Here is a 20,908-nt window from a genome sequence, read left to right on the forward strand (position 1 = left end):
GACATTTGTACAAATGTCAAAACATTTTGTCTGATATCAGAATTATTCTACAACAATTAAAAAATAATTTTTCTTCCCTTTTTGGGCTACCAGGAATTTCCCACCAATCAGGTTATCAGCATTATAAATATCCTCCGGCGTATTTATTTTAATTTTATTAACAGCTACTCCACCGCCCTGAATCATCTTTTTAGCTTCTCCTTTTGATGGGAATATTTGTGTATTTGCGGCTAGCAGATCCGTCGCATTAATACCCGCTTTCAAATCGCTCAGTGCAATTTTAAAATTAGGCACCCCTTCAAATATTCCTATTACTTCAGCCTCGCTTAGTTCATTCAAAAACTCGATGCCCGTGTTACCAAATAAAAACTCAGACGATTTAATAGCTTTTTCATATTCAACCTCGCCATGAACGCGAATGGTGATATCTTTGGCTAATGCCTTTTGCAGTACACGCAGGTGTGGGGCGGCATCGTGCTCGGTTTCCATAGCCACAATTACCTCGCGGTCAAGCAGTGTAAATATGCGTATATAAGATTTAGCATCTGCATCAGTAGTATTTAGCCAAAACTGGTAAAATTGATAAGTCGACGTACGTGCCGGATCAAGCCAAACTGCTCCGCTTTCTGTCTTGCCAAACTTGGTACCGTCCGCTTTTTTAATCAACTGCGTAGTTAGTGCATAAGCTTCACCCCCATCTTTCCTGCGGATTAGTTCGGTACCGGTTACAATGTTACCCCATTGGTCAGATCCGCCCATTTGCAGCACACAATTATTATGCTTCCATAAATAGTAAAAATCATAACCCTGAACTAACTGATAGGTAAACTCAGTGAATGACATCCCGGTATCGCCTTCAAGCCGCTTTTTCACCGAGTCTTTAGCCATCATATAATTCACCGTAATGTGCTTACCAACATCACGTATAAAATCAAGAAAAGTAAAGTTTTTAAACCAATCGTAATTGTTAACCATTTGGGCACTATTTGCCCCGCTGTTAAAATCCAGAAATTTTTGCAGCTGTAGTTTTACAGATTCAAGATTATGTTGCAATACATCTTCTGAAAGCAAATTACGCTCGGCAGATTTACCAGATGGGTCGCCTACCATACCGGTAGCGCCCCCAACTAAAGCATAAGGTTTGTGGCCGGCGCGCTGAAAATGAATCAAAGTCATGATCTGAGTAAGGTGCCCCACATGCAATGAATCAGCAGTTGGGTCAAACCCGATATAGCCTGATGTCATGCCTTTATTTAACAGTTCTTCCGTTCCGGGCATAATATCATGCAGCATGCCCCGCCAGCGTAATTCTTCAACAAAATTCATCGATGTAGTATCTTTTTAAATACCCGTGACTATCGGGCCGCCAAAGATAACAGATTTACACCTTTATACAGATTGATACACAAAGAATAACCAGGCAAGGTTTATTTACGTTTAAATACTACAGGCTAATTAAAACATTTTTTTTATTTTTAGCTGAGGCCTATTTATGAATTTTTTATCCCATTTTTATTTCGACCGCGAGGCTACCGACTGCTATTTTATATTGGGTACGGTATTGCCAGACCTATTAAAAAATGCTGATAAAAGCATCGTTCTTCACCCAGAAAAGCTGCATCATCCTAACCCCAAAGTAAACAGTATAGTTTCCGGATGGAATAAACATCTGGATGTTGACCGTTATTTCCATTCGTCTGATTTTTTTTTAACGCATTCGCATCAACTCAAAAAAGAGCTGAACCCGGCCATTGCAGGCTCGCCGGTTAAGCCCTTCTTTTTGGGTCATATCGGTATCGAGCTAATTCTTGACAACCTACTAATTACCACCGGCAAAATAACGGTCGGAGATTTTTACGATCATTTAAAGAGCTGTGATACAAATGTTATCCAGTTTTTTTTAACAGCAGCGGGATTGGAAGACTGCAGTCGCTTTTTTCGTTTTTTTGAGGGATTTAAACACGATGCATACCTGCACACCTATTCTGAGACCGAACATATTGCCTATGCGCTTAAACGCATCTGCATGCGCGTATGGGAAAACCCTTTTACTGCGCAACATGAGACGCAAATGAACCAGATACTTGTAGCATACCGTCAATTATTACTACCCCATTTTATGTCTATCTTTAATGAAATAGAAAATAAATTATAGAGGCAATGGCTTATTTTAGATGTTCTAATAAGCTGTTAGTGAATAATATCCCTAAAGTACTTCTATGAATGCGCAAAAACCCCTAAAAATCAGCAGATAACATCAAATTAAATTTTACAGAATAAAATATAGTCGTACCTTTGCAGTCCCAATTAACAAATTGGGAAAAGGAGATAAATTAATTAATGGCAAAAAAACAAGAAGCAGAAAAAGAATTAAAAGCTAAACAAGCTGAGCTGGAAACAGTAAAAGCTGGTGGCGAAAAAGAAACTATTGAATCAGAAGCTGATTCGATATCGATCGAAGAGATTAAATCTCAAATTGCTTCAGTACCTAATGCAGATTTTGATTGGGACGCTGATGACAAAAAATTTGGTAACTACAGCGACAGCGAGCGTGAGAAATTAGAGAAATTGTATGATGGAACTTTCAGTTCTATCACCAAAGGCGAAATTATCACTGGTACTGTTGTAAGTGTTAACAACAAAGACGTAGTATTAAACGTCGGATTTAAATCTGATGGTTTGGTATCAGTTTCTGAATTCCGTGACACACCTGATCTGAAGATCGGTGACACAGTTGATGTTTTTGTTGAGTCGCAAGAAGACGCTAACGGTCAGTTAGTATTATCTCGCAAACGTGCGAAAACTCAAAAATCATGGGAGAAAATTAATTCGGCACTGGATAACGACGAGATCATTACCGGTTTTGTTAAGAGCAGAACTAAAGGTGGTCTGATTGTAGACATCATGGGCGTTGAAGCCTTCTTACCAGGTTCACAGATCGACATTAAACCTATCAGGGATTATGACGTGTATGTGGGCAAAACAATGGAATTCAAAGTTGTTAAGATCAACCACGAGTTTAAAAACGTGGTAGTATCGCACAAAGTGTTGATAGAAGACGACTTAGAAAACCAAAAAACCGAAATCGTTGCCAAACTTGAAAAAGGTCAGGTATTGGAAGGTACAGTTAAAAACATTACCGACTTTGGTGTATTCATCGACTTGGGTGGTGTTGACGGTTTATTACACATTACAGATATTTCATGGGGCCGTATTGAGCATCCAAGAGAAATTTTATCATTGGATCAAAAAATCAACGTTGTTGTGCTTGACTTTGATGATGAGAAAAAACGTATCGCTCTTGGCTTGAAACAATTGACTCCGCATCCTTGGCAATCACTTGACGAGACTATCCAAATTGGCTCGAAAGTTAAAGGCCGCATAGTTACTGTTGCCGATTACGGTGCTTTCTTAGAAATCATCCCGGGTGTTGAAGGTTTGATCCACGTGTCAGAAATGTCATGGTCACAAAACCTGCGCAACCCACAGGAATTCCTGAAAGTTGGTGACGAAATTGAAGCACAAGTACTGACATTAGACCGCGATGAGCGCAAAATGTCATTAGGTATCAAACAACTGACTCCTGACCCTTGGCAAAACGCTGCTGATCGTTACGCAGTTGGTACTCAACACGTAGCTACAGTTAAAAACATGACCAACTTTGGTGTGTTTGTTGAACTGGAAGACGGTATCGACGGTTTGATCCATATCTCTGACCTTTCATGGTCTAAAAAAATCAACCACCCTAATGAGTTCACCAAAGTTGGTGAAAAACTGAATGTGGTTGTATTAGAGCTTGACGTTGAAAATCGCAAATTAAGCTTAGGTCACAAACAATTAGAAGAAAACCCTTGGGATACTTTTGAAACTGTCTTCACTATCGATTCGTTACATGAAGGTACTGTGTTGAAAGTAACAGACAAAGGTGCAATTGTTGCTTTACCTTATGGTGTTGAAGGCTTCGCTCCTACCAAACACCTGGTTAAAGAAGATGGCAAAAGCTTAAAAGCTGACGAAACTGCTGAATTCAAAATCATCGAGTTTAACAAAGAAAACAAACGTATCGTTATTTCACACTCACGTATATGGGAAGACGCCCGCGCTGACGCTCGTGTACAAGATTTCGAAAACCGTAAAAAAGAAGCAAAATCTGCTAACAACGCGGTTAAGAAAGTGAAAGATTCAGTTGAAAAATCAACTTTAGGTGATTTATCTGTACTTGCCCAATTGAAAGAACAAATGGAAGGTGCAGAAACTAAAGCAGCCGCTAAAAAATCGGCCGCTAAAAAATCTGAAGAAGAAGCTAAATAAGCTTTAACCCATATTTTTCGAAGCCCTGCTGAGTAATCGGCAGGGCTTTTTTGTTGACCTTTCATCCTGAGCAGTAAAATACCAGCGTCGCTATGAAGATGGAATGACATATTTAAACTGGTCATGCCAAATTATTTCGGCGTCTCACACATTAAGCAATTCAATTTTTTCTCCTTTATATAGATGCTGAATGAATTCGCACCTCTGTGAAAAGAGTGATGTTAGGGAAGCATTGAAGAGTTATACAGTGATAAACGACGGTGTCTTCCGATAAGGTTTATAATTGTCCGCAATGATTGATATTAATAACGATCGAACTGAAACTATTATCGCTATTGCTTTTCGCAACTAATAACTAAAATTATTACCTTTGCCCAAATCCACCCATACGATGCAAAACCTTACGCTGCTCGACGGTCAGAAATTTCAAATCACTATACAGCGTTTATGTCGTCAGTTAATTGAGAATCATAACGATTTTTCGCAGACAGTGTTAATTGGTATTCAGCCACGTGGGATTTTCCTGGCTAAGCGTGTCGCTGAAGAATTACGTAAGATTTTACCAGAACATACTATTGAGCAAGGCGATCTTGACATTACGTTTTATCGTGATGACTTTCGCCGCCGCGAATCGCCGCTGGTGCCTAATCAAACCAAGATCGATTTTATTATAGAAGATAAAAAAGTGGTTTTGATGGACGACGTACTGTGGACCGGTCGCACCATCCGCGCCGCTATGGATGCCATGCTGGCCTTTGGCCGCCCGGAACGTATAGAGTTGCTAACACTGGTTGATCGCCGTTACTCGCGGCATATACCAGTTGCAGCCGATTACATAGGTATTGAGGTTGATTCTATTGCATCGCAAAAGGTAGTAGTAAGCTGGAAAGAAACAGATGGAGAGGATAAAATAGTTTTGGTATCAGAAGCAAAATGAAATTAGAAATATCGACTGACAAGAAACTTCATCATTCAAAATTCAGTATTCAATATTCGATATTATAATAACTCACATGGCAGGATTAAGCACACGTCATCTACTTGGAATTAAAGGTTTAAACGCAGCTGATATTCAGTTGATCTTTGAAACAGCCGACAATTTTAAAACGGTACTGAATCGCCCTATAAAAAAAGTTCCGTCATTACGTGATGTGACTATCGCCAACATTTTTTTTGAAAACTCAACCCGTACCCGCCTATCGTTTGAGCTGGCCGAAAAGCGTCTTTCTGCAGACGTAGTAAACTTCGCAGCCTCTTCCTCCTCGGTAAGCAAGGGCGAAACGCTGATTGATACCGTAAATAACATTCTGGCCATGAAGGTAGACATGGTGGTAATGCGCCATCCGTATGCCGGTGCGGCCACTTTCCTGTCCAAACACGTAAATGCGCAAATCGTCAATGCAGGCGACGGCGCACATGAGCACCCTACCCAAGCCTTACTCGACGCCTTTTCCATCCGCGAAAAATATGGCGACGTAGCCGGCAAAAAAGTGGTTATTGTGGGCGACATCCTGCATTCGCGGGTGGCGCTTTCAAATATTCTTTGCCTAAAGCAATTGGGGGCCGAAGTAATGGTCTGCGGGCCGACTACACTAATACCAAAGTACATTGGCACCTTAGGGGTTAAGGTTGAGCACAACCTGCTCAAAGCCCTAAGCTGGTGCGATGTTGCCAACATGCTGCGTATTCAGTTGGAGCGCCAGGATATTAAGTACTTCCCGTCGTTACGTGAGTACACCATGCTTTATGGCCTGAATAAACAAATACTTGACTCGCTCGATAAAGAGATCACAGTCATGCACCCCGGCCCGATTAACCGCGGCGTAGAGATAACCAGTGACGTAGCTGATAGCAAGCAATCTATTATACTTGATCAGGTAGAAAACGGCGTTGCCATCCGTATGGCGGTACTTTACCTGTTGGCCGGTCAAACTCCATGATTTATGCCTAGAGTACTGCGTGGGGTATTGATTTGTGGGATGGGTTTATTGTTAAACCTGGGCGCAAATGCACAAGCACGTCAACTGCGCAAAACTGATTCGGTTTTTGCACGCATCAAACAATACATCATCACCAAAAATGCCGATGCCATTTATAACCTGGCCGACGCGCGATTTAAAAAATCCATCCCGCATGCAGATTTTAACGATTTCTTAGATCGGGAGCTGTTCCCTTTGGGAATAGTGAAGAAAGATTCGCTTATAAGCTTTGTTAATAATGTTACCGCAGCTTACAAAGTACAGTTTGATGTCCTGACCATGCTGCTGACTATTAGCCTGAGCGAAAACGACAAGTTATCATACTTTAAGTTAGAACCTTACAAAGAATCGTCAGTTAATAAACCATCACTGGCGGCATCGAACAATCAGTTAAAAACCCGAACCGACAAGGTGGTTGATTCAATAGTGCGTAAATACATCCAACGCTCAAACACGGTAAGCCTAAGCATTGGCATCATAAACAAAGGCGACGTGCGCACCTATAATTACGGCGAAATAAAGAAGGGAAAGGGCCAATTACCCAACATCGGCACCATTTACGAAATTGCCTCTATCAGTAAAACCTTCACGGCCACGCTGCTGGCCTGGTATGTAAACGAGGGTAAGCTGAGTTTGAATGACCCAATTACCAAATATCTTCCCGACTCGGTTGCCGCTAACCCTGCGTTAAAAGACATCAAACTGGTAAATCTAAGTAACCACACAGGTGGCCTGCCGGGCCTGCCTTCAAACTTTTCGGCGCAAAAAGATTATAACGATGCTAATCCGTATAAAAACTATACCCGGCAAATGCTTTTTGAGTACCTGAAAAGTTGCACGTTAAGGAGCCAGCCGGGCACAAAATATGCTTATTCAAATTTGGCAGTGGGGCTACTAGGGGTAATTCTGGAACGCGTAACCGGCAAGCCGTATGAGCAGTTAGTTAACGAGATAATTTGCCAGCCGCTGGGAATGAAATCAACCCTACAACATTTATATCCGCTTATTGCACCCCGATTGGCTGCTGGTTATAATGAAGATGCCAAACAAACCACTTCGTGGGACTTTGATGCACTGGCCGCCTGTGGATCACTTAAATCAACCATTAATGATCTGCTGATCTATGCCAGGGCTAACATGACTAAGTCTGACACTAAGCTCTCAAAAGCCTTTCAGCTAGCTCATCAGGTAACTTTTAATAATGGGGACAGCCAGGTAACCTTGGGCTGGCATATCATAAAAATAGACGGTATAAGCTATATTTTTCATAACGGTGGTACAGAAGGAAGCAGCAGCTTTTTGGCTTATAATATTGAGAAAGGCCTGGCGGTTGTACTGCTGTCAAATGCAGGCGCCAGTACCGACAATACCGGTGTAAGCCTGATCTCTAAACTTCAGTAACTGCAAGATACCTTTTAATTAAATGGTAATACTATCGCCTACCTTATAAATATTATGAAATTTGATGCCTTGTTTATCAAAGTGTTTGGTGTAAGCCTCGTACCGTTGTTTGATAAAAAACTCTTTGGCATAACCATCATGTACCGGCAAAATTTGTTTCGGTTGTAGCTTATCTGCAAAAGTGGATATGCGAACCTCGTTAGCAAAAGGCGCCATGGTTACCATAATAAGCAGCTCAATCCCTTTATACCGTAACAGCTCATCTTCCATCGAGTCAACCGGATGCAATATCGTATCATTAATCACAAAACCCATCATCTGCGGCAAGGGATTATCCATAATTAGTTCATGCAGAACAGTTACGGCCTGCAATTTAAACGGCCCCAATTGGTGAATACCATCCTGCCACACCGTATGCGCCATAGCTTGTTTTTGCAATACCTCGCCTACCTGCTCATTAGTATAAACAGCAGCACCGCTCAACTCAACTATCTTCTTCAGATTTTCAGTATCCAGGTGATCAGGATGTAAATGCGTAATGATAACAGCATTTACATCTGCAAACATAGCGGCGGTCACATCACCCTCAGCAAAACTAAACTTACCCGGATCAAACAATAACTTATAGCCGTCCAGTTCAAAAACGAGACAAGAATGCAGGTATTTAGATATTTTCATATTGACAGTATGTATCAATTCAACTCTGCGACGACAGAAAGGTTTGGGTATTACAGCAATCCAGCCAGTTCAGTCAACGACGACACAGTGGCGATCTGCCCCTCGTCAACCTTGCCAAAACCATAGTTTACAAAGATAAAGGGAACACCGGCTTTAGTAGCTGCATTATAATCGCCCATAGTATCGCCTATATAAACAGGCGATTTCAGGCTATGGTCATTCACAATATCGGCAATATTCTCAGCCTTCGGTTGATTTTTGGTACCATAACACTGATGGCCCGCAAAATAATGTTCAAAGCCGCTGATCTTGAAAAATACTTCTATATAACCGCTCTGACAATTGCTTACAATAAATAGTTTATATTTTGCTGACAGCTGTCTCAGTGCCCTTTCTAAACCCGGATAAAGCTCGCCGCCTTTTTCGTACAATATCTCCAGCTCGTACTTACCCGCCAGCGCTTTAAACTCTTCGCGCTGCTCTTCGTTCAGGTAGGGTAATAAAGTCTCGAAGATAGCCTTGTAGGTCATGCCAGTTATCGAGTGGATCATGGGACGGGTAAAATCTTCTTTGATATAGTTAACCTGCTCTTTGGCGGTTTGCCAGGCCACCACTACATTAGCCGAACTATCCCAAAGCGTACCATCCAGATCAAAAATTATGCTGTCGTATTTGTTTTTTAGTGAAGTATCCATCGCCGCAAAAATAGTGTTATTGCGCGTAGTTGGTAAAATCTTTTATTGGTTTGGGCTCAATATAAACAACCTGCATTTCGGTCAGCACTCCGGATCGGGTCGCCTTATTCAGGAAAACCGGCTTTAGCCTGCTTATCCAATAGCGTTCAAATGATTTTAGCAGCTTTATATGCCAGCCCAGTTGGCCCAATTGCTCAATTCTTTGGGCGGGAGCATAAAGTATAAAAGGTTGCTTAGGATAATTGATAGGGTTGTCATCAGTGACAGTAATGAGCGGCTGCGTGATATAAAAATTAAAAGACGATTGGTATTCGTCATTCAACTGTACAACTTGCAATTGTCGGGGGTTATTCTGATTGACCCACATAGCGGCTTCGCTGCCAGCCTGATATCTTAACAGCGAACTATAGAACACTGTATTTAAATAGACATTGATAAAAAACGACACCAGTAATGTCCGCAATACTACTTTGGATATAGTAGCTTTTACAATATCCTGAGGCAAAAACAATAGTGCAACAAGCAAGGTCAACAAGCATATGCCAATGGTCGCCGTCAACGTTTCTGGCTCATAGAAATAGTTTAATACTACAATGGTAGCCACTAACAAAAATATAACTGCCGTTTGTGTGATACGGATAGCACGGATGCTTTTGGCCAGCTGTACGGTATACAGGTACTGCGCAGTAATAATGGCAAAAAACGGGTAGACAATGTTCAGATAATGCGGTAACTGAAATTTAGAAGCCGAAAAAAGCAGCGTAGTAATTAATGCCCCTGAAATGCAATACCACTCAATGTTCTTAACCTGCTTAATACCTTTTTTTATAAATTGAAAAACAGCCACAAATAGTAAAAATGACCATGGCAAAAAGGCCCAAAGTGTAGTGTGAATAAAGAAAGTGGGGTCGCCATGCCCTTTAATGGGGCCGGTATTAAAAAAGCGGCCAAACTGACTATCCCAAAAAAAGAACCGCACACCGGAGACATAATATCTGCCAAACATCAGTTTTTCAGGGTGCATATCGAACTGCTGGTAAAGGCAATACAGCTCGGGCAGGATGAAGATCAGCACTAAAACAATAGCTACTAACCAACGCCGGTTAGACACTTCTTCCCACTGCCTGGTGATAATGAAATGTCCCGCAATCGCCCCGCCAATGGGTATAACGGCAAACACTCCTTTGGTCATAACAGCGCAGGCCGCGAAAATGCATCCCCATAGTAATTGCCAATAGCTATTGGTGCTATGCGCTTTATATAGGTGATATACTGAAGCAATGATCAGGCCGGTTAGATAAGGCTCGGCACGAACATCATTATTCGACAGGACGATATGCTGGGCTGTCAGCAAGATGAGCGTGGCCCACAGGCCAACTTGTTTATTATAAAGCGTCTTGCCAAACAGATACGTATAAAAGGCGCCCATCATCATAAACAGTATGCCCGGCAGCTTATAAGCCCAGGTATTGATGCCAAAAAGTTTAAACGAAAGCGCAGTTACCCAGAATGGAAAATGAGGTTTATCCAGCCAATCCTGGCCATAGGCATATAAGTCGACAAAATTATTGGTCTTTGCCATGGCTTTGGCAATAGAGGCATAAAGCGTACCGTCGGGACCAATAATGGGGACAAACAATCCGCTAAAATTCACTATGACAGCTATACCAATAAAGAGATAGAGCCATTTAGTGCTAATTGTGGGATTTTGCTTATCTATCTGGAATGACATCTTTATTTTTGTATGTTGCTCAATAACCGGTATCCGACCAATTCATCCCAACGGCCACTTACCGGGCGATAATAAACCAGCAGCTGGTATTCATTCTCCGTTTCGAAATGACTGCCTTCAATCGGTACATCATCGGCTTTGCCGGTGTTTTTATCTACCCACACATACTCGTAATCATAAACGCCCTGCTTTAAAAACAGGCTGGTAAAAAAGCGGCCTTTTATAGGATCGAAATCCATTTTACTGTTATCGTCCAGCTTATAATCGTTAAACTTACCTACGATGTAAGCAGCGCCTTCTTTATCGGTTTTATTAGCAAACATGCTGAAATACATATGCGCATAATCCGCATCACGGCGTGGCTCGCCACTGCCGTCCTGGTTTAGAATGAAGAACTTGCCGTCGTTATCATAAAGCAGCGTATAACCTTCCTGGTTAGGTGCCGGGTCAGTCAGCAACGTAACGGTATAAGCTGTATCGCGGTAGATATGACCTATCCTTTCTGAGTTAAGTCGCAAACTACGTGTATCGAAATGCCTGAACTCATTACGGCCGGCAAAATCATTGGTATTAATGTCGTTGTAAACTAACTGCGTACCGCGGATGGTTGACGGCACACTATTCCAGATAGCGGTTTCATAACGGGCGTTTTGCATCAACAAAACTTTGATATCGGTATTAGGATTCTGCACATTCAAACCGGCATACGCTACCTGAAAATTGATCTTTTGGTTTTCTTGTCTTAATGACGGATTGCTAGACGGCACGATATTGGCCGCAACTGAAACTTTAGCATCAATAACATACAAACGGCGTGTCAATACCGTTTTTGATTGATCAGCATCCTCATAAACCTTAAGGATATAGTTGCCTGATATTTTTGGTTTGATATTACTGTTAGGCACCTTCAGCTCGTAATGAGTATATTTTTGCAGTGTAGAAGTTGAATAGGTATAATCCAGCAAACGATCATCCTGAAAGCCCTGTAAATACTCGGCTTTTGATATGTTTGACGGCTGCCAGTTACTGCTGCAGTGCTCTAAGGTGTAATAATAATTGCGAGTGCCGCCGCGCAAATCGTCAAAAGTGAGCAGGGCCTGCTCGCCTTGCAGGGCAATTACCGGGAAAGACATCTCCTTCTTAGTGTTATAAAACTGAACCGTTTTAATATGAGCATTGTAAACACTGTCGGTATAGGTTACTTGCGCCAGCGCATTCAGACTAATGAACATTAACAGGATTACAACGCATTTTCTCATAATGCAAGTATACATACTTTTCCTTTCTGTCATTCTTTGCTACGCTCGGAATGGCAGAAGGTTTAAAAACAAAGCCACCAATCTACCGACTGATGGCTTTTTTAAATTATATTGAACGTTTACGCTTCCAGCTCCATAATTTGCTCGGCCAGTTCCTCCCATTTTTGCTGGGTTTGTTTTAGCTCCGTCTGCTTTTGAGCGTATGCGGTATCTGCTTCTTTTAACTTAGCCGGATCGTTATAGATTTTATCGTCGGCCAGCTTTACTTCCAGGTCTTTCACTGCTTTTTCTAAAACTGAAACCTGCTCTTCCATTTTTGAAAGATCCTGATTCATTTTCTTTAGTTGCTGCTGTTTGTTATCAGATGGTTGCTGTTTAACCGGTTCCGGTTTTTTTTCTTCCTTTTTTGGTTGAGAAGCCGGTAGACCTTTTGGTTCTATCTTACGTTTAGCAAACCATTCATCGTACTCGGCATAGGTACCCGGATATTCTTTGATCTTTTGATCTTCAATGAACCAAATTTTGTTAGCTACGTTATCCAGAAAGTAACGGTCGTGCGATACGACGATCACGGTACCTTCATACTGCTGCAGTGCCTGGATCAATATATTAACCGATGCCATATCAAGGTGGTTGGTAGGCTCATCGAGTACCAGGAAGTTAGCATCGGCAGTTAATGCTTTGGCTAAAGCCACGCGCGACTTCTCGCCACCCGACAGCACTTTGATCTTTTTAAACACGTCATCGCCGGTAAACAGGAAGGAGCCTAATATAGAGCGCAATTCTGTATCGGTGTGTTTTGGAGCAAATGCCTGCAGTTCCTGTAATATCTGGTTTTCAAGGTGCAAGCTCTCCAATTGGTGCTGCGCAAAGAAAGTTTGCGTAACATTATGGCCCGTTATTGCTTTACCTTCAAATTCTTTATCGGCACCGGCTATAATGCGCAGTAAAGTTGATTTACCACGGCCGTTAGCACCTATCAAAGCAATTTTATCGCCTTTTTCGATGATTGCCTCGGCATCATCCAAAATATCAATTGCCGGATATTTTTTGGTAATATGTTCCAATGTCACCACGTGCCTGCCAGATTGTTTACTGAATTTAAAGCTGAAGTTAACCTCGGGGTTATCGTCATCTACATCCTCAACACGCTCCATTTTATCCAGCATTTTGATACGCGACTGCGCCATTTTTGCTTTGGATGCCTTGGCACGGAAACGTTCAATTAAACGCTCTTCCTGTTTTATTTTCGATTGCTGATTTTTAAACTCGCCGCGCTGAATCTCTGCACGCAGTGCTTTTTCTTCCAGATAGAAAGTATAATTGCCGGCATAAACATTCAATTTACCCTTGCGTGATTCAACCGTGCGGTTAATTACTTTATCCAGGAACCATCTATCGTGCGACACGATGATAATAGCACCTGTAAATGCTTTCAAATAATCTTCCAGCCATTGTATTGACGGTAAGTCTAAGTGGTTGGTAGGCTCATCCAGCAACAGGATATCAGGTGCCTGTAAAAGTATCTTAGCCAGCATAACACGCATACGCCATCCACCCGAAAAGGTATTTAGCTTCCGATGGCAATCAGCTTCGCTGAAACCCAGACCGGCTAAAATTTCGTGCGCTTTGTATTCAATGTTATAACCATCAAGCGCTTCAAATTCTGATTGCTTATCGCTCAGTTTATGGATAAGATCCTCCGTATAATCGGTTTCTAACTTTTTAAGTAAGGCTTCGATCTCGTCATGCAATTGGTTTTGGCGCTCAAAAGCCTCCATAGCCACATGCACAATATTTTTGTCGGACGAGTAAGACAACAGATCCTGGTTAAGGTACCCCATGGTGAGGTCCTTAGCCATTGATATAGTACCCGACGTCGGGGTATACTCACCCGTAATAATTTTTAGAAGGGTAGTTTTTCCGGTTCCGTTAGCGCCAATAAGGCCTATCTTTTCTCCCGGTTTAATATGCCAGTTGGCTTCGTCATACAATGCCCGCGCACCAATCTCGAACGTAAGGTTATTTATAGCAATCATTTGCGCACAAAGGTACGCTTTTTAAGCTTAAAGGCGAAAGCTTAAGGCTTACGATTCGAAGATAAGCTTTCGCCTTTCTGCTTTACGCTTCTAGCTTATTTCACCGCCTCCAGCCAGGTATGCGCCATCAGGGCTGCGCCTGCTACCGATGGATGTACACCATCACCTGTCCAGTAGGCTGGCGGTGCCTGGGTTATGGCTTTGTCGAAGGCGGCCTGGTAGGGTACAAATGGTGCGTTGTACTGGTCGGCTATGTCCCGTGCCGCTTTTTTGAATTGATTAAAAGTAGGATACCAGGCATCGGTTACGGACTTTACCCCAAGTACGCCGAATGGCTCACAGATAATCAGTTTTACATTTGGCAAAGCCTCTTTGGTACGGTCAAGTAATTTTCTATAATCGCTGATATAATTATCGATAGTGCCGGTATAACCGTTGGTTAGCGTGTGCCAATAATCGTTTACGCCAATATGGATGCTCAATAGGTTAGGTTTGATAGCCAATGTGTCGGCATCCCATCGTTCGGCCAGTTGATAAACTTTATTTCCGCTGATGCCTTTGTTATAGATTTTTAAATCTTTACCTGGGTTTTGCAATAGCAATTGACTGGCAGCAATCATGGCATAACCATTGCCTAGTGCGCCGGCGTTATTTGGCGAAAAAGCGTTGCGGTTATTTCTACCCGCATCGGTTATAGAATCGCCCTGAAACAGAATCACGTCGCCCGGCTCAATACTAACTTTTTTGCCTTTTGGTACAGCAGCCAAAGCTGACGATACAATTTGCGGAATACTGATAGCGGCAATAGTGCCTATTGATGCGTTTCTGATAAAACTGCGACGATTGTTGTCTTGATTTCCCATAAGTTTAAATTGGTTTGTTCCTGAATAGGAGTACCGAATTTACAGATTTATTTAAGAAACCAAACTTTAGCAGAAAATAAGCTGATTTAAATTTTGAGAGTAATAATATTGAAAAACCGATGCATTTTAACGAGCCGTGATGCCATCGCCTGAAAAGGACGTTCTATAAATAGCATTACTATATAACTCATAGCAATGGTTAAGAAAAGCCCGGTAATTACTGCAAGGTATGACCCCGACCAAGCTATCATGATTGACGACAGCGTCAGCAAAATCGGGAAATGCATCAGGTAAAAACTATAACTTATCGTCCCCATAAAAACAAACGGGCGTTGTTCAAAGAAATCAGATAGCCTGCTACTTGCAAGTACCAAAGCAATTATCACAGCACTGCCAATTGCCGGCAGACAATAAATAAATATGACATAGTATGCAGATGCATGCAGATTTAAAAACTGCATACCGGCATTATACAAAATCAGCGCCACCAGGGCGAGCAATATTTTAATAGTCATGGACCAACGTCTTATAGTACTTATGATCGGTTTTCTGTGCTTTGCTAAAACAACGCCGAGATAAAATATACCTGCATGAAAAGTAACATAGGTATGGCTGGTGTACGACCAATAGGAAAGCAGTATAAATATCCCTGCATTGATAATGATGTGGCAGCGCGAAGCGATCAGGATAAAAAACGGAATAAAAAAAGCCATGATCATTTCCACCGCGAGCGACCACATCGGCGGATCGACCAGCTTGAACTTAATATGGGGCGCTACCAGCAACAGCGTGTACAAAATTTCTTTAAAGTTGGCAACATTCATATCCCAAAGCCAATATTGGTTCAGCCACAAGCCCCCGGTCGGTTTAGCATGAGGCAGAAATACAAACTCTTTTAAAACTATTGCCACTATAATTGCCATTACGAATGCCGGATAGATCCTGAAAACTCTTTTAGTATAAAATGCCAGGAGATTCAAAGGCCTTTGACCGTCAATAAAAGGCAGGCTGAGCACAAAGCCGCTAAGCACAAAAAAGAACATTACAGCCGCATTGCCATTAATAAAAATGCTTAAAGGGGTATGCAGCAGCTTAATTAATAGCGGCAAACCAATAATACCTGCAATACTGTGACCTCCAAAAACAGCTAAAGCCGCCAATCCCCTTAAACTATCCAATTGTGTAAACCTGTGTTTGCCGGGGGAAAGATTGTGCATAAATAGAAACTTGTTTATACACATACGGGGTTAATGCCGGATAGTTGCCTGGGGTAGGGTTATGCTGTAAAATTGCTAACTTTGCCGTTATGTACAAGTTGATCAAACCTATCTTCTTCCAATTTGACCCTGAAAGCATTCACTACTTTGTAACCCGTAACCTGAAACGCTTTAATCGTGTTCCGGGCGGCGCGGCTGTGAGCAGGGCGGTTTGGGATATCAAGGACCACCGATTGGAAAAAGAAGTTTTCGGCTTGAAATTTATTAATCCGGTTGGCCTGGCCGCAGGTTTTGATAAAAATGGCGAGGTGATCAGCGAGATGGCTAACCTGGGCTTTGGTTTTATTGAGGTGGGTACGGTTACTCCCCTGCCCCAGCCGGGTAATCCAAAGCCCAGGATGTTTCGCAGTCCGCGCGAGAAAGCGTTGATCAACCGCATGGGTTTTAATAACCTGGGAGTTGATGTAGTAGCAGGGCGCATCGCCGCTTACCGCAAAAAACAACCGTCTGCACAAAAAGGGCTGATCATCGGTGGCAACATCGGCAAAAATAAAAACACACCTAACGAGGATGCGGTGAGCGATTACATTAAATGCTTTGACCGCCTGTTTGATGTAGTTGACTATTTTGTAGTAAATGTAAGTTCGCCTAACACACCCGGCCTGCGTGAGCTACAAGAGAAAGGGCCCTTGATGGCGATTTTAAATACTCTACAGCAACGCAACAACAAAACCGGCATCAGCAGACCTATCCTGCTCAAAATAGCACCTGACCTGACTAATGAGCAATTAGATGACATTGTGGAAATCGTTCAAGAATCAAAGATCGCCGGCGTTATAGCTACTAATACTACTATTGATAAATCATCATTGTCAAACCCCATACTCAAAGAAGAAGCCGGCGGTCTCAGCGGCGCGCCGTTGACCAGGCGTTCAACAGAAGTGATTCGTTACCTTACAGATAAGTCAAACGGTTCTTTTCCCATTATTGGTGTCGGCGGCATACACTCGGCAGAAGATGCACTGGAAAAACTAGAGGCAGGCGCATCACTGGTGCAATTATATACCGGATTTATTTATGAAGGGCCGGGATTAATCAAGAAGATTAATAAAAAATTATTATCCTAATCGTAGAGACTCAACATTTTGCGTCCAATTATGCAAATCACAGAAGCAAAACATTGCGTCTCTACGGGTCATAAAAAAAAGTCCCGCCGGCATCGCCAACAGGACTTTCTATATCTGAATGTCTTAAATTAAATTATTTAAGAGCGGCAGCAGCTTTAGCCAAAGCATTGTTGTTGATGTTAATCTGGCTATTTGCTGACTCGTGAGAACGGCTTCCTGCTTCCAGGTTAGTAGCGTTCTTTAAAAACTGAACTTCTAATCTTGAGAAGGTTTTGTTTCTTCTATCTTTTCTTTTTAAACGTGTTACGCCCATGACTTTGTTTTTAATATCTGTTAACCCTGAGGTCGGAAGCGGATTCGAACCGCTGTAGGAGGTTTTGCAGACCTCTGCCTAGCCACTCGGCCATCCGACCCTATTTTTAAAGGCTTGCAAAAATAGCAATTATTTATTGTCAACCAACATTTATTTAAGCTTATTTCTGTTTATTTCTGAGCAAAATATAGCTGTTGCTATAGCAACGTTTAAAGATTCTGCCCTGCCACCACGTGGAATAGTGATAGCCCGGGTAACAAATTGCTTCACTTTATCGGTTAAACCCTTGCCCTCATTACCCATTACAATTAAACCTTCCGTGCCGAAATTGGTATTATAAATATTTTCGCCATCTAATAACGCACCATAAACCGGCAGTTTGGTGTTTGTGAGTATTGAAGCAAGATGGATATAATGAACATTAATACGTGATAAAGAGCCCATGGTTGCCTGTACCACCTTAGGATTGTATACTTCTACACAGTCTTCTGAGCAGATAACATTCTCAATGCCATACCAATCGGCCGTGCGGATAATGGTGCCCATATTGCCGGGATCTTGAATGCCATCCAACACAATCGAGAATTTTTTGTTAAGGGTATCATGAACTAAGGCCGGCCATTGGGGTATCTTAACTGTCGCCACAACATCGGCAGGGGTTTTTAGGGAACTTATTTTTTCAATTATGGCAGATGATATCTCGATTGAGTTTATTTTCTGCGATAATTTAAGCATTTTTGGGGCAGTGGCTGCCGTATGGTAAACAGCTTCAATTTGATAAGCCGAATCAGCAAATTCGCTTACAGATTTGTAGCCTTCAACTAAAAACAAGCCATGTTCCCTGCGAAACTTTTTTTGTTGTAAGGACTGTAATAAACTAATATTAGATTTTGAAAGCATATATAGGCACAGCTAAATACCGTATTGCAATATTAAGTATTCTTCTGCTTTTTATAGGCTCAGGTTGCAGTTTAACACGCGGACTAAAAGGAAATGAAAAACTGGTACGCAAAGTCACCATTAAAGGCATAGACGAAGAGTTTGAGGAGCAGGCCCTTAATTACGTTGACAAACAACAGCAGCCCAACAATGCCTTCAACCTGCAGCTTTATTATTTGTTCAATAAAAACGGTAAAAAAAATATAGGTGAGCCACCGGCGATATTAGATAGTGACCTGGTTGAGTTTTCGCGTCTGCAGATCGAAAAATTCACGCAAAGCAAAGGTTACCTTAAAGCTAAAGTTGAGGATAGCATCACCATAAAAAAGAAAAAAGCGTTTTTAACATTTACCGTTAACGAAGGGCCAATGTTCAGGATACGTAAGATACAGGATAGCATTGCTGACCCCAGAGTACGTACACTTTATCGCAAAACCCGTCTGGTATTTTCGCACCTGCAACCCGGCGGAAGATTTGATGCAGACAGTTTAGCGTTTGACCGAGATGCGTTTTTTCAGGAGATGAAACGCAATGGTTACTATGACTTTTACCGCCAGTATCTGAATTATACCGTTGATTCGACATACAATAGCGGTGTGGTTGATCTAACCCTGTTTATTGATAATCCTGCCGATAAACTTGCGCACCCCATTTATACCATAAACAACACCTTGATAACCATATCAAACAGTTATGGGCGGTATAACGGGAAAGAAGACACATTAAAGGTTGATTCGCAATTTAAATTCGTGGACTTTTCGCACCGTTTTAAGCCGCACCCGGTAGTTGATTATGTTTTGCTGAAAAAGGGACAGCTGTATAATGCCGATATGCAAACTGCTACTACTTCGCGCTTGTCAGAGTTAAATGTGTTCAGAAATGTGCCTAACCCCGAATACACCAAAACGGCAGACAGCACCAATCGTCTGAACATGGTATTAAAGCTGATACCGCTTAAACGCATGTCTGACCGCGTAGAAGGTGAATTTTTGTTTGCCGATGGCCGGTATGGCTATAATATCGGCAACACTTTTACCGACAGGAACATTTTTAAAAAAGCTGTTACCCTACAGGTTAAACTTAACTTAAGTGTACTATACGACAATGGCAGAAACACCTCCAGCAATAAAAGCATTGTAGAGAACCAGGATTTTAAGGTGGGCGCCAGCTTAATTTATCCCTGGATAGTTACACCGTTTAATTTTGCCAAGCCTGGTAAATACGGCGTTCCGCACACGACATTTTCAAGCAACTATTCATTGTTCTTCCAAAAAGGGCTGGTTCAACGCACCAGTTTGGTTAACTCTGTTACTTATGATTTCCTGGAGACGGCAAACAAGGTACATAGTGTAACCCCTATCAATATCGAATTCTCCAGAGGCATTATTGACCCTGAGGCTTATCAGGAATTATTGAAAAAAAACAGCTATTCATATATCAAACTAATTGGCCGCACCGTTTTTACAACGGGTAGCCAATACACTTATCAGGCCAATGGCAACCTGTTAAATACCTATCAAAACTTTACCTATTTTAAAGGATCATTAGATGTGGGCGGCAACATGCTTTCGCTTGCCGCAAACACTTTTAACACGCCAAAAGACACGCTGGGTAAACGCAAACTTTTTGGTTATACTTTTTATCAGTATGCAAAAACTGAAATAGACCTGAGGTTCTATCATAGTTTTGGCGGCGAGCGTCAGTTTATATTCAGGGTAAATCCGGGCATTGGCATCCCCTATGGCAATAGCGATCAGCTGATATTTGAAAAAAACTTTTATGCCGGTGGCGCTAACGACATACGGGCATGGCTTCCGCGTACATTAGGCCCTGGCCAGTTTAATCGCGGCACTTATTATGGGGGCGACACTACGCTGCGCAGCCGGTTAAAATACATCGACCAGTTTGGCGAGATCAAATTCATCACCAATGCCGAGTATCGATATAAGCTGGTCAACAATTTCTTTGGTTCGAAGTTGAAAGGTGCCGTGTTTATAGATGCCGGCAACGTATGGCGGTTACACAAACAGCCGGAAAACCCGAATGGAGAGTTCAGGTTTGGTAACTTTTTGCAATCAACTGCTATTGGCATTGGTACCGGTTTACGTTTTGACGTAAGCTTCTTCGTCTTCAGGCTGGATGCTGCGTTCAAGTTTAAAGATCCGCAGTTTAGCGGTTCAGATCAATGGGTGTTGCTTAAGCATGGCAATGAGTTGTTTCATCCCGGCGCATTTAAGCAAGCTTATCTTGATGCTAACCGCGTGGGCGTTGATAAGAACGGCCGATCCGTTGGCGATACCTACAACTTTATGCAGCTAAACTTTGGCATAGGAATGCCGTTCTGATGTGCGGCAT

Annotated in this window: 17 protein-coding genes and 1 tRNA gene; 7 read left to right on the forward strand and 11 right to left on the reverse strand. The window is 42.1% G+C overall.

What is annotated here, in order from left to right:
- Positions 1 to 42 precede the first annotated feature (42 nt).
- On the reverse strand, positions 43 to 1,326 hold the full coding sequence (tyrS, locus tag ABD772_RS16990) for a tyrosine--tRNA ligase (RefSeq protein ID WP_345107234.1): 1,284 nt from the start codon (positions 1,324 to 1,326) through the stop codon (positions 43 to 45).
- A gap of 166 nt (positions 1,327 to 1,492) precedes the next feature.
- Between tyrS and ABD772_RS16995 the strand changes: the two genes are divergently transcribed.
- The 5 genes from ABD772_RS16995 (at position 1,493) to ABD772_RS17015 (ending at position 7,691) form a co-directional block, all read left to right on the forward strand.
- A complete protein-coding gene (locus ABD772_RS16995) occupies positions 1,493 to 2,155 on the forward strand; it encodes a hypothetical protein (protein WP_345107237.1) in 663 nt (220 codons plus the stop codon).
- A 185-nt stretch (positions 2,156 to 2,340) separates the two neighbouring features.
- Positions 2,341 to 4,311 carry a 30S ribosomal protein S1 gene (gene rpsA / locus ABD772_RS17000; RefSeq protein ID WP_345107240.1) on the forward strand — a complete coding sequence of 657 codons (1,971 nt, stop codon included), beginning with the start codon at positions 2,341 to 2,343 and terminating at the stop codon, positions 4,309 to 4,311.
- Between the two features lie 391 nt (positions 4,312 to 4,702).
- Positions 4,703 to 5,248, forward strand: a complete 546-nt coding sequence (pyrR, locus tag ABD772_RS17005) for a bifunctional pyr operon transcriptional regulator/uracil phosphoribosyltransferase PyrR (RefSeq protein WP_345107243.1) — start codon at positions 4,703 to 4,705, stop codon at positions 5,246 to 5,248.
- Between the two features lie 76 nt (positions 5,249 to 5,324).
- Positions 5,325 to 6,251 (forward strand): aspartate carbamoyltransferase catalytic subunit, encoded by a 927-nt coding sequence (locus ABD772_RS17010; RefSeq protein ID WP_345107245.1) that lies wholly within the window; start codon positions 5,325 to 5,327, stop codon positions 6,249 to 6,251.
- A gap of 3 nt (positions 6,252 to 6,254) precedes the next feature.
- The gene (locus ABD772_RS17015) at positions 6,255 to 7,691 is read left to right on the forward strand and encodes a serine hydrolase domain-containing protein (protein ID WP_345107246.1); all 1,437 of its coding nucleotides are present in this window, start codon (positions 6,255 to 6,257) and stop codon (positions 7,689 to 7,691) included.
- An 18-nt stretch (positions 7,692 to 7,709) separates the two neighbouring features.
- Here ABD772_RS17015 and ABD772_RS17020 read toward each other — a convergent pair whose 3' ends face one another.
- The 7 genes from ABD772_RS17020 to ABD772_RS17050 form a co-directional block, all read right to left on the reverse strand.
- Positions 7,710 to 8,369 carry an MBL fold metallo-hydrolase gene (locus ABD772_RS17020; RefSeq protein WP_345107249.1) on the reverse strand — a complete coding sequence of 220 codons (660 nt, stop codon included), beginning with the start codon at positions 8,367 to 8,369 and terminating at the stop codon, positions 7,710 to 7,712.
- A gap of 50 nt (positions 8,370 to 8,419) precedes the next feature.
- The gene (locus ABD772_RS17025) at positions 8,420 to 9,064 is read right to left on the reverse strand and encodes an HAD family hydrolase (protein ID WP_345107252.1); all 645 of its coding nucleotides are present in this window, start codon (positions 9,062 to 9,064) and stop codon (positions 8,420 to 8,422) included.
- Positions 9,065 to 9,080: 16 nt separating this feature from the next.
- A complete protein-coding gene (locus ABD772_RS17030) occupies positions 9,081 to 10,796 on the reverse strand; it encodes an ArnT family glycosyltransferase (RefSeq protein ID WP_345107255.1) in 1,716 nt (571 codons plus the stop codon).
- Positions 10,797 to 10,798: 2 nt separating this feature from the next.
- Positions 10,799 to 12,055, reverse strand: a complete 1,257-nt coding sequence (locus tag ABD772_RS17035; RefSeq protein WP_345107258.1) for a type IX secretion system plug protein — start codon at positions 12,053 to 12,055, stop codon at positions 10,799 to 10,801.
- Positions 12,056 to 12,174: 119 nt separating this feature from the next.
- Positions 12,175 to 14,094 (reverse strand): ABC-F family ATP-binding cassette domain-containing protein, encoded by a 1,920-nt coding sequence (locus ABD772_RS17040; RefSeq protein WP_345107261.1) that lies wholly within the window; start codon positions 14,092 to 14,094, stop codon positions 12,175 to 12,177.
- A 95-nt stretch (positions 14,095 to 14,189) separates the two neighbouring features.
- On the reverse strand, positions 14,190 to 14,957 hold the full coding sequence (locus tag ABD772_RS17045; protein WP_345107264.1) for an SGNH/GDSL hydrolase family protein: 768 nt from the start codon (positions 14,955 to 14,957) through the stop codon (positions 14,190 to 14,192).
- Between the two features lie 86 nt (positions 14,958 to 15,043).
- Positions 15,044 to 16,174 carry an acyltransferase family protein gene (locus ABD772_RS17050; protein WP_345107267.1) on the reverse strand — a complete coding sequence of 377 codons (1,131 nt, stop codon included), beginning with the start codon at positions 16,172 to 16,174 and terminating at the stop codon, positions 15,044 to 15,046.
- A gap of 89 nt (positions 16,175 to 16,263) precedes the next feature.
- Here ABD772_RS17050 and ABD772_RS17055 point away from each other — a divergent pair, with 89 nt between their 5' ends.
- Positions 16,264 to 17,301, forward strand: coding sequence for a quinone-dependent dihydroorotate dehydrogenase (locus ABD772_RS17055; RefSeq protein WP_345107270.1), 1,038 nt, complete (start codon positions 16,264 to 16,266; stop codon positions 17,299 to 17,301).
- A 133-nt stretch (positions 17,302 to 17,434) separates the two neighbouring features.
- On the opposite strand, the gene ABD772_RS17060 is transcribed toward ABD772_RS17055, so the two are convergent.
- The 3 genes from ABD772_RS17060 to ABD772_RS17070 all read right to left on the reverse strand — a co-directional run bounded on the left by ABD772_RS17060 (position 17,435) and on the right by ABD772_RS17070 (position 18,514).
- Complete coding sequence (locus ABD772_RS17060) at positions 17,435 to 17,614, reverse strand: spore protein (RefSeq protein ID WP_345107273.1); 180 nt, start codon at positions 17,612 to 17,614, stop codon at positions 17,435 to 17,437.
- A 29-nt stretch (positions 17,615 to 17,643) separates the two neighbouring features.
- Positions 17,644 to 17,714: transfer RNA gene (locus ABD772_RS17065), tRNA-Cys, on the reverse strand.
- 50 nt (positions 17,715 to 17,764) lie between these two features.
- Positions 17,765 to 18,514, reverse strand: coding sequence for a TrmH family RNA methyltransferase (locus ABD772_RS17070; protein ID WP_345107276.1), 750 nt, complete (start codon positions 18,512 to 18,514; stop codon positions 17,765 to 17,767).
- Here ABD772_RS17070 and tamL point away from each other — a divergent pair.
- Entirely contained in the window at positions 18,505 to 20,898 is a 2,394-nt protein-coding gene (gene tamL / locus ABD772_RS17075) for a translocation and assembly module lipoprotein TamL (protein ID WP_345107279.1), read from the forward strand. The genes ABD772_RS17070 and tamL overlap by 10 nt on opposite strands.
- Positions 20,899 to 20,908 lie beyond the last annotated feature (10 nt).

Origin of the sequence: Mucilaginibacter panaciglaebae, assembly GCF_039539265.1 — a bacterium.
Classification (GTDB): domain Bacteria; phylum Bacteroidota; class Bacteroidia; order Sphingobacteriales; family Sphingobacteriaceae; genus Mucilaginibacter; species Mucilaginibacter panaciglaebae.

What these genes read in the sequence shown, in the direction of transcription:
- ABD772_RS17010 (WP_345107245.1), top strand. Translation starts at nt 5,325, where the DNA reads ATGGCAGGATTAAGCACACGTCATCTACTTGGAATTAAAGGTTTAAAC.
- pyrR (WP_345107243.1), top strand. Translation starts at nt 4,703, where the DNA reads ATGCAAAACCTTACGCTGCTCGACGGTCAGAAATTTCAAATCACTATA.
- ABD772_RS17020 (WP_345107249.1), bottom strand. Translation starts at nt 8,369, where the DNA reads ATGAAAATATCTAAATACCTGCATTCTTGTCTCGTTTTTGAACTGGAC.
- ABD772_RS17030 (WP_345107255.1), bottom strand. Translation starts at nt 10,796, where the DNA reads ATGTCATTCCAGATAGATAAGCAAAATCCCACAATTAGCACTAAATGG.
- ABD772_RS17070 (WP_345107276.1), bottom strand. Translation starts at nt 18,514, where the DNA reads ATGCTTTCAAAATCTAATATTAGTTTATTACAGTCCTTACAACAAAAA.
- ABD772_RS17035 (WP_345107258.1), bottom strand. Translation starts at nt 12,055, where the DNA reads ATGAGAAAATGCGTTGTAATCCTGTTAATGTTCATTAGTCTGAATGCG.
- ABD772_RS16995 (WP_345107237.1), top strand. Translation starts at nt 1,493, where the DNA reads ATGAATTTTTTATCCCATTTTTATTTCGACCGCGAGGCTACCGACTGC.
- ABD772_RS17015 (WP_345107246.1), top strand. Translation starts at nt 6,255, where the DNA reads ATGCCTAGAGTACTGCGTGGGGTATTGATTTGTGGGATGGGTTTATTG.
- ABD772_RS17050 (WP_345107267.1), bottom strand. Translation starts at nt 16,174, where the DNA reads ATGCACAATCTTTCCCCCGGCAAACACAGGTTTACACAATTGGATAGT.
- ABD772_RS17060 (WP_345107273.1), bottom strand. Translation starts at nt 17,614, where the DNA reads ATGGGCGTAACACGTTTAAAAAGAAAAGATAGAAGAAACAAAACCTTC.
- ABD772_RS17055 (WP_345107270.1), top strand. Translation starts at nt 16,264, where the DNA reads ATGTACAAGTTGATCAAACCTATCTTCTTCCAATTTGACCCTGAAAGC.
- tyrS (WP_345107234.1), bottom strand. Translation starts at nt 1,326, where the DNA reads ATGAATTTTGTTGAAGAATTACGCTGGCGGGGCATGCTGCATGATATT.
- ABD772_RS17045 (WP_345107264.1), bottom strand. Translation starts at nt 14,957, where the DNA reads ATGGGAAATCAAGACAACAATCGTCGCAGTTTTATCAGAAACGCATCA.
- ABD772_RS17040 (WP_345107261.1), bottom strand. Translation starts at nt 14,094, where the DNA reads ATGATTGCTATAAATAACCTTACGTTCGAGATTGGTGCGCGGGCATTG.
- ABD772_RS17025 (WP_345107252.1), bottom strand. Translation starts at nt 9,064, where the DNA reads ATGGATACTTCACTAAAAAACAAATACGACAGCATAATTTTTGATCTG.
- rpsA (WP_345107240.1), top strand. Translation starts at nt 2,341, where the DNA reads ATGGCAAAAAAACAAGAAGCAGAAAAAGAATTAAAAGCTAAACAAGCT.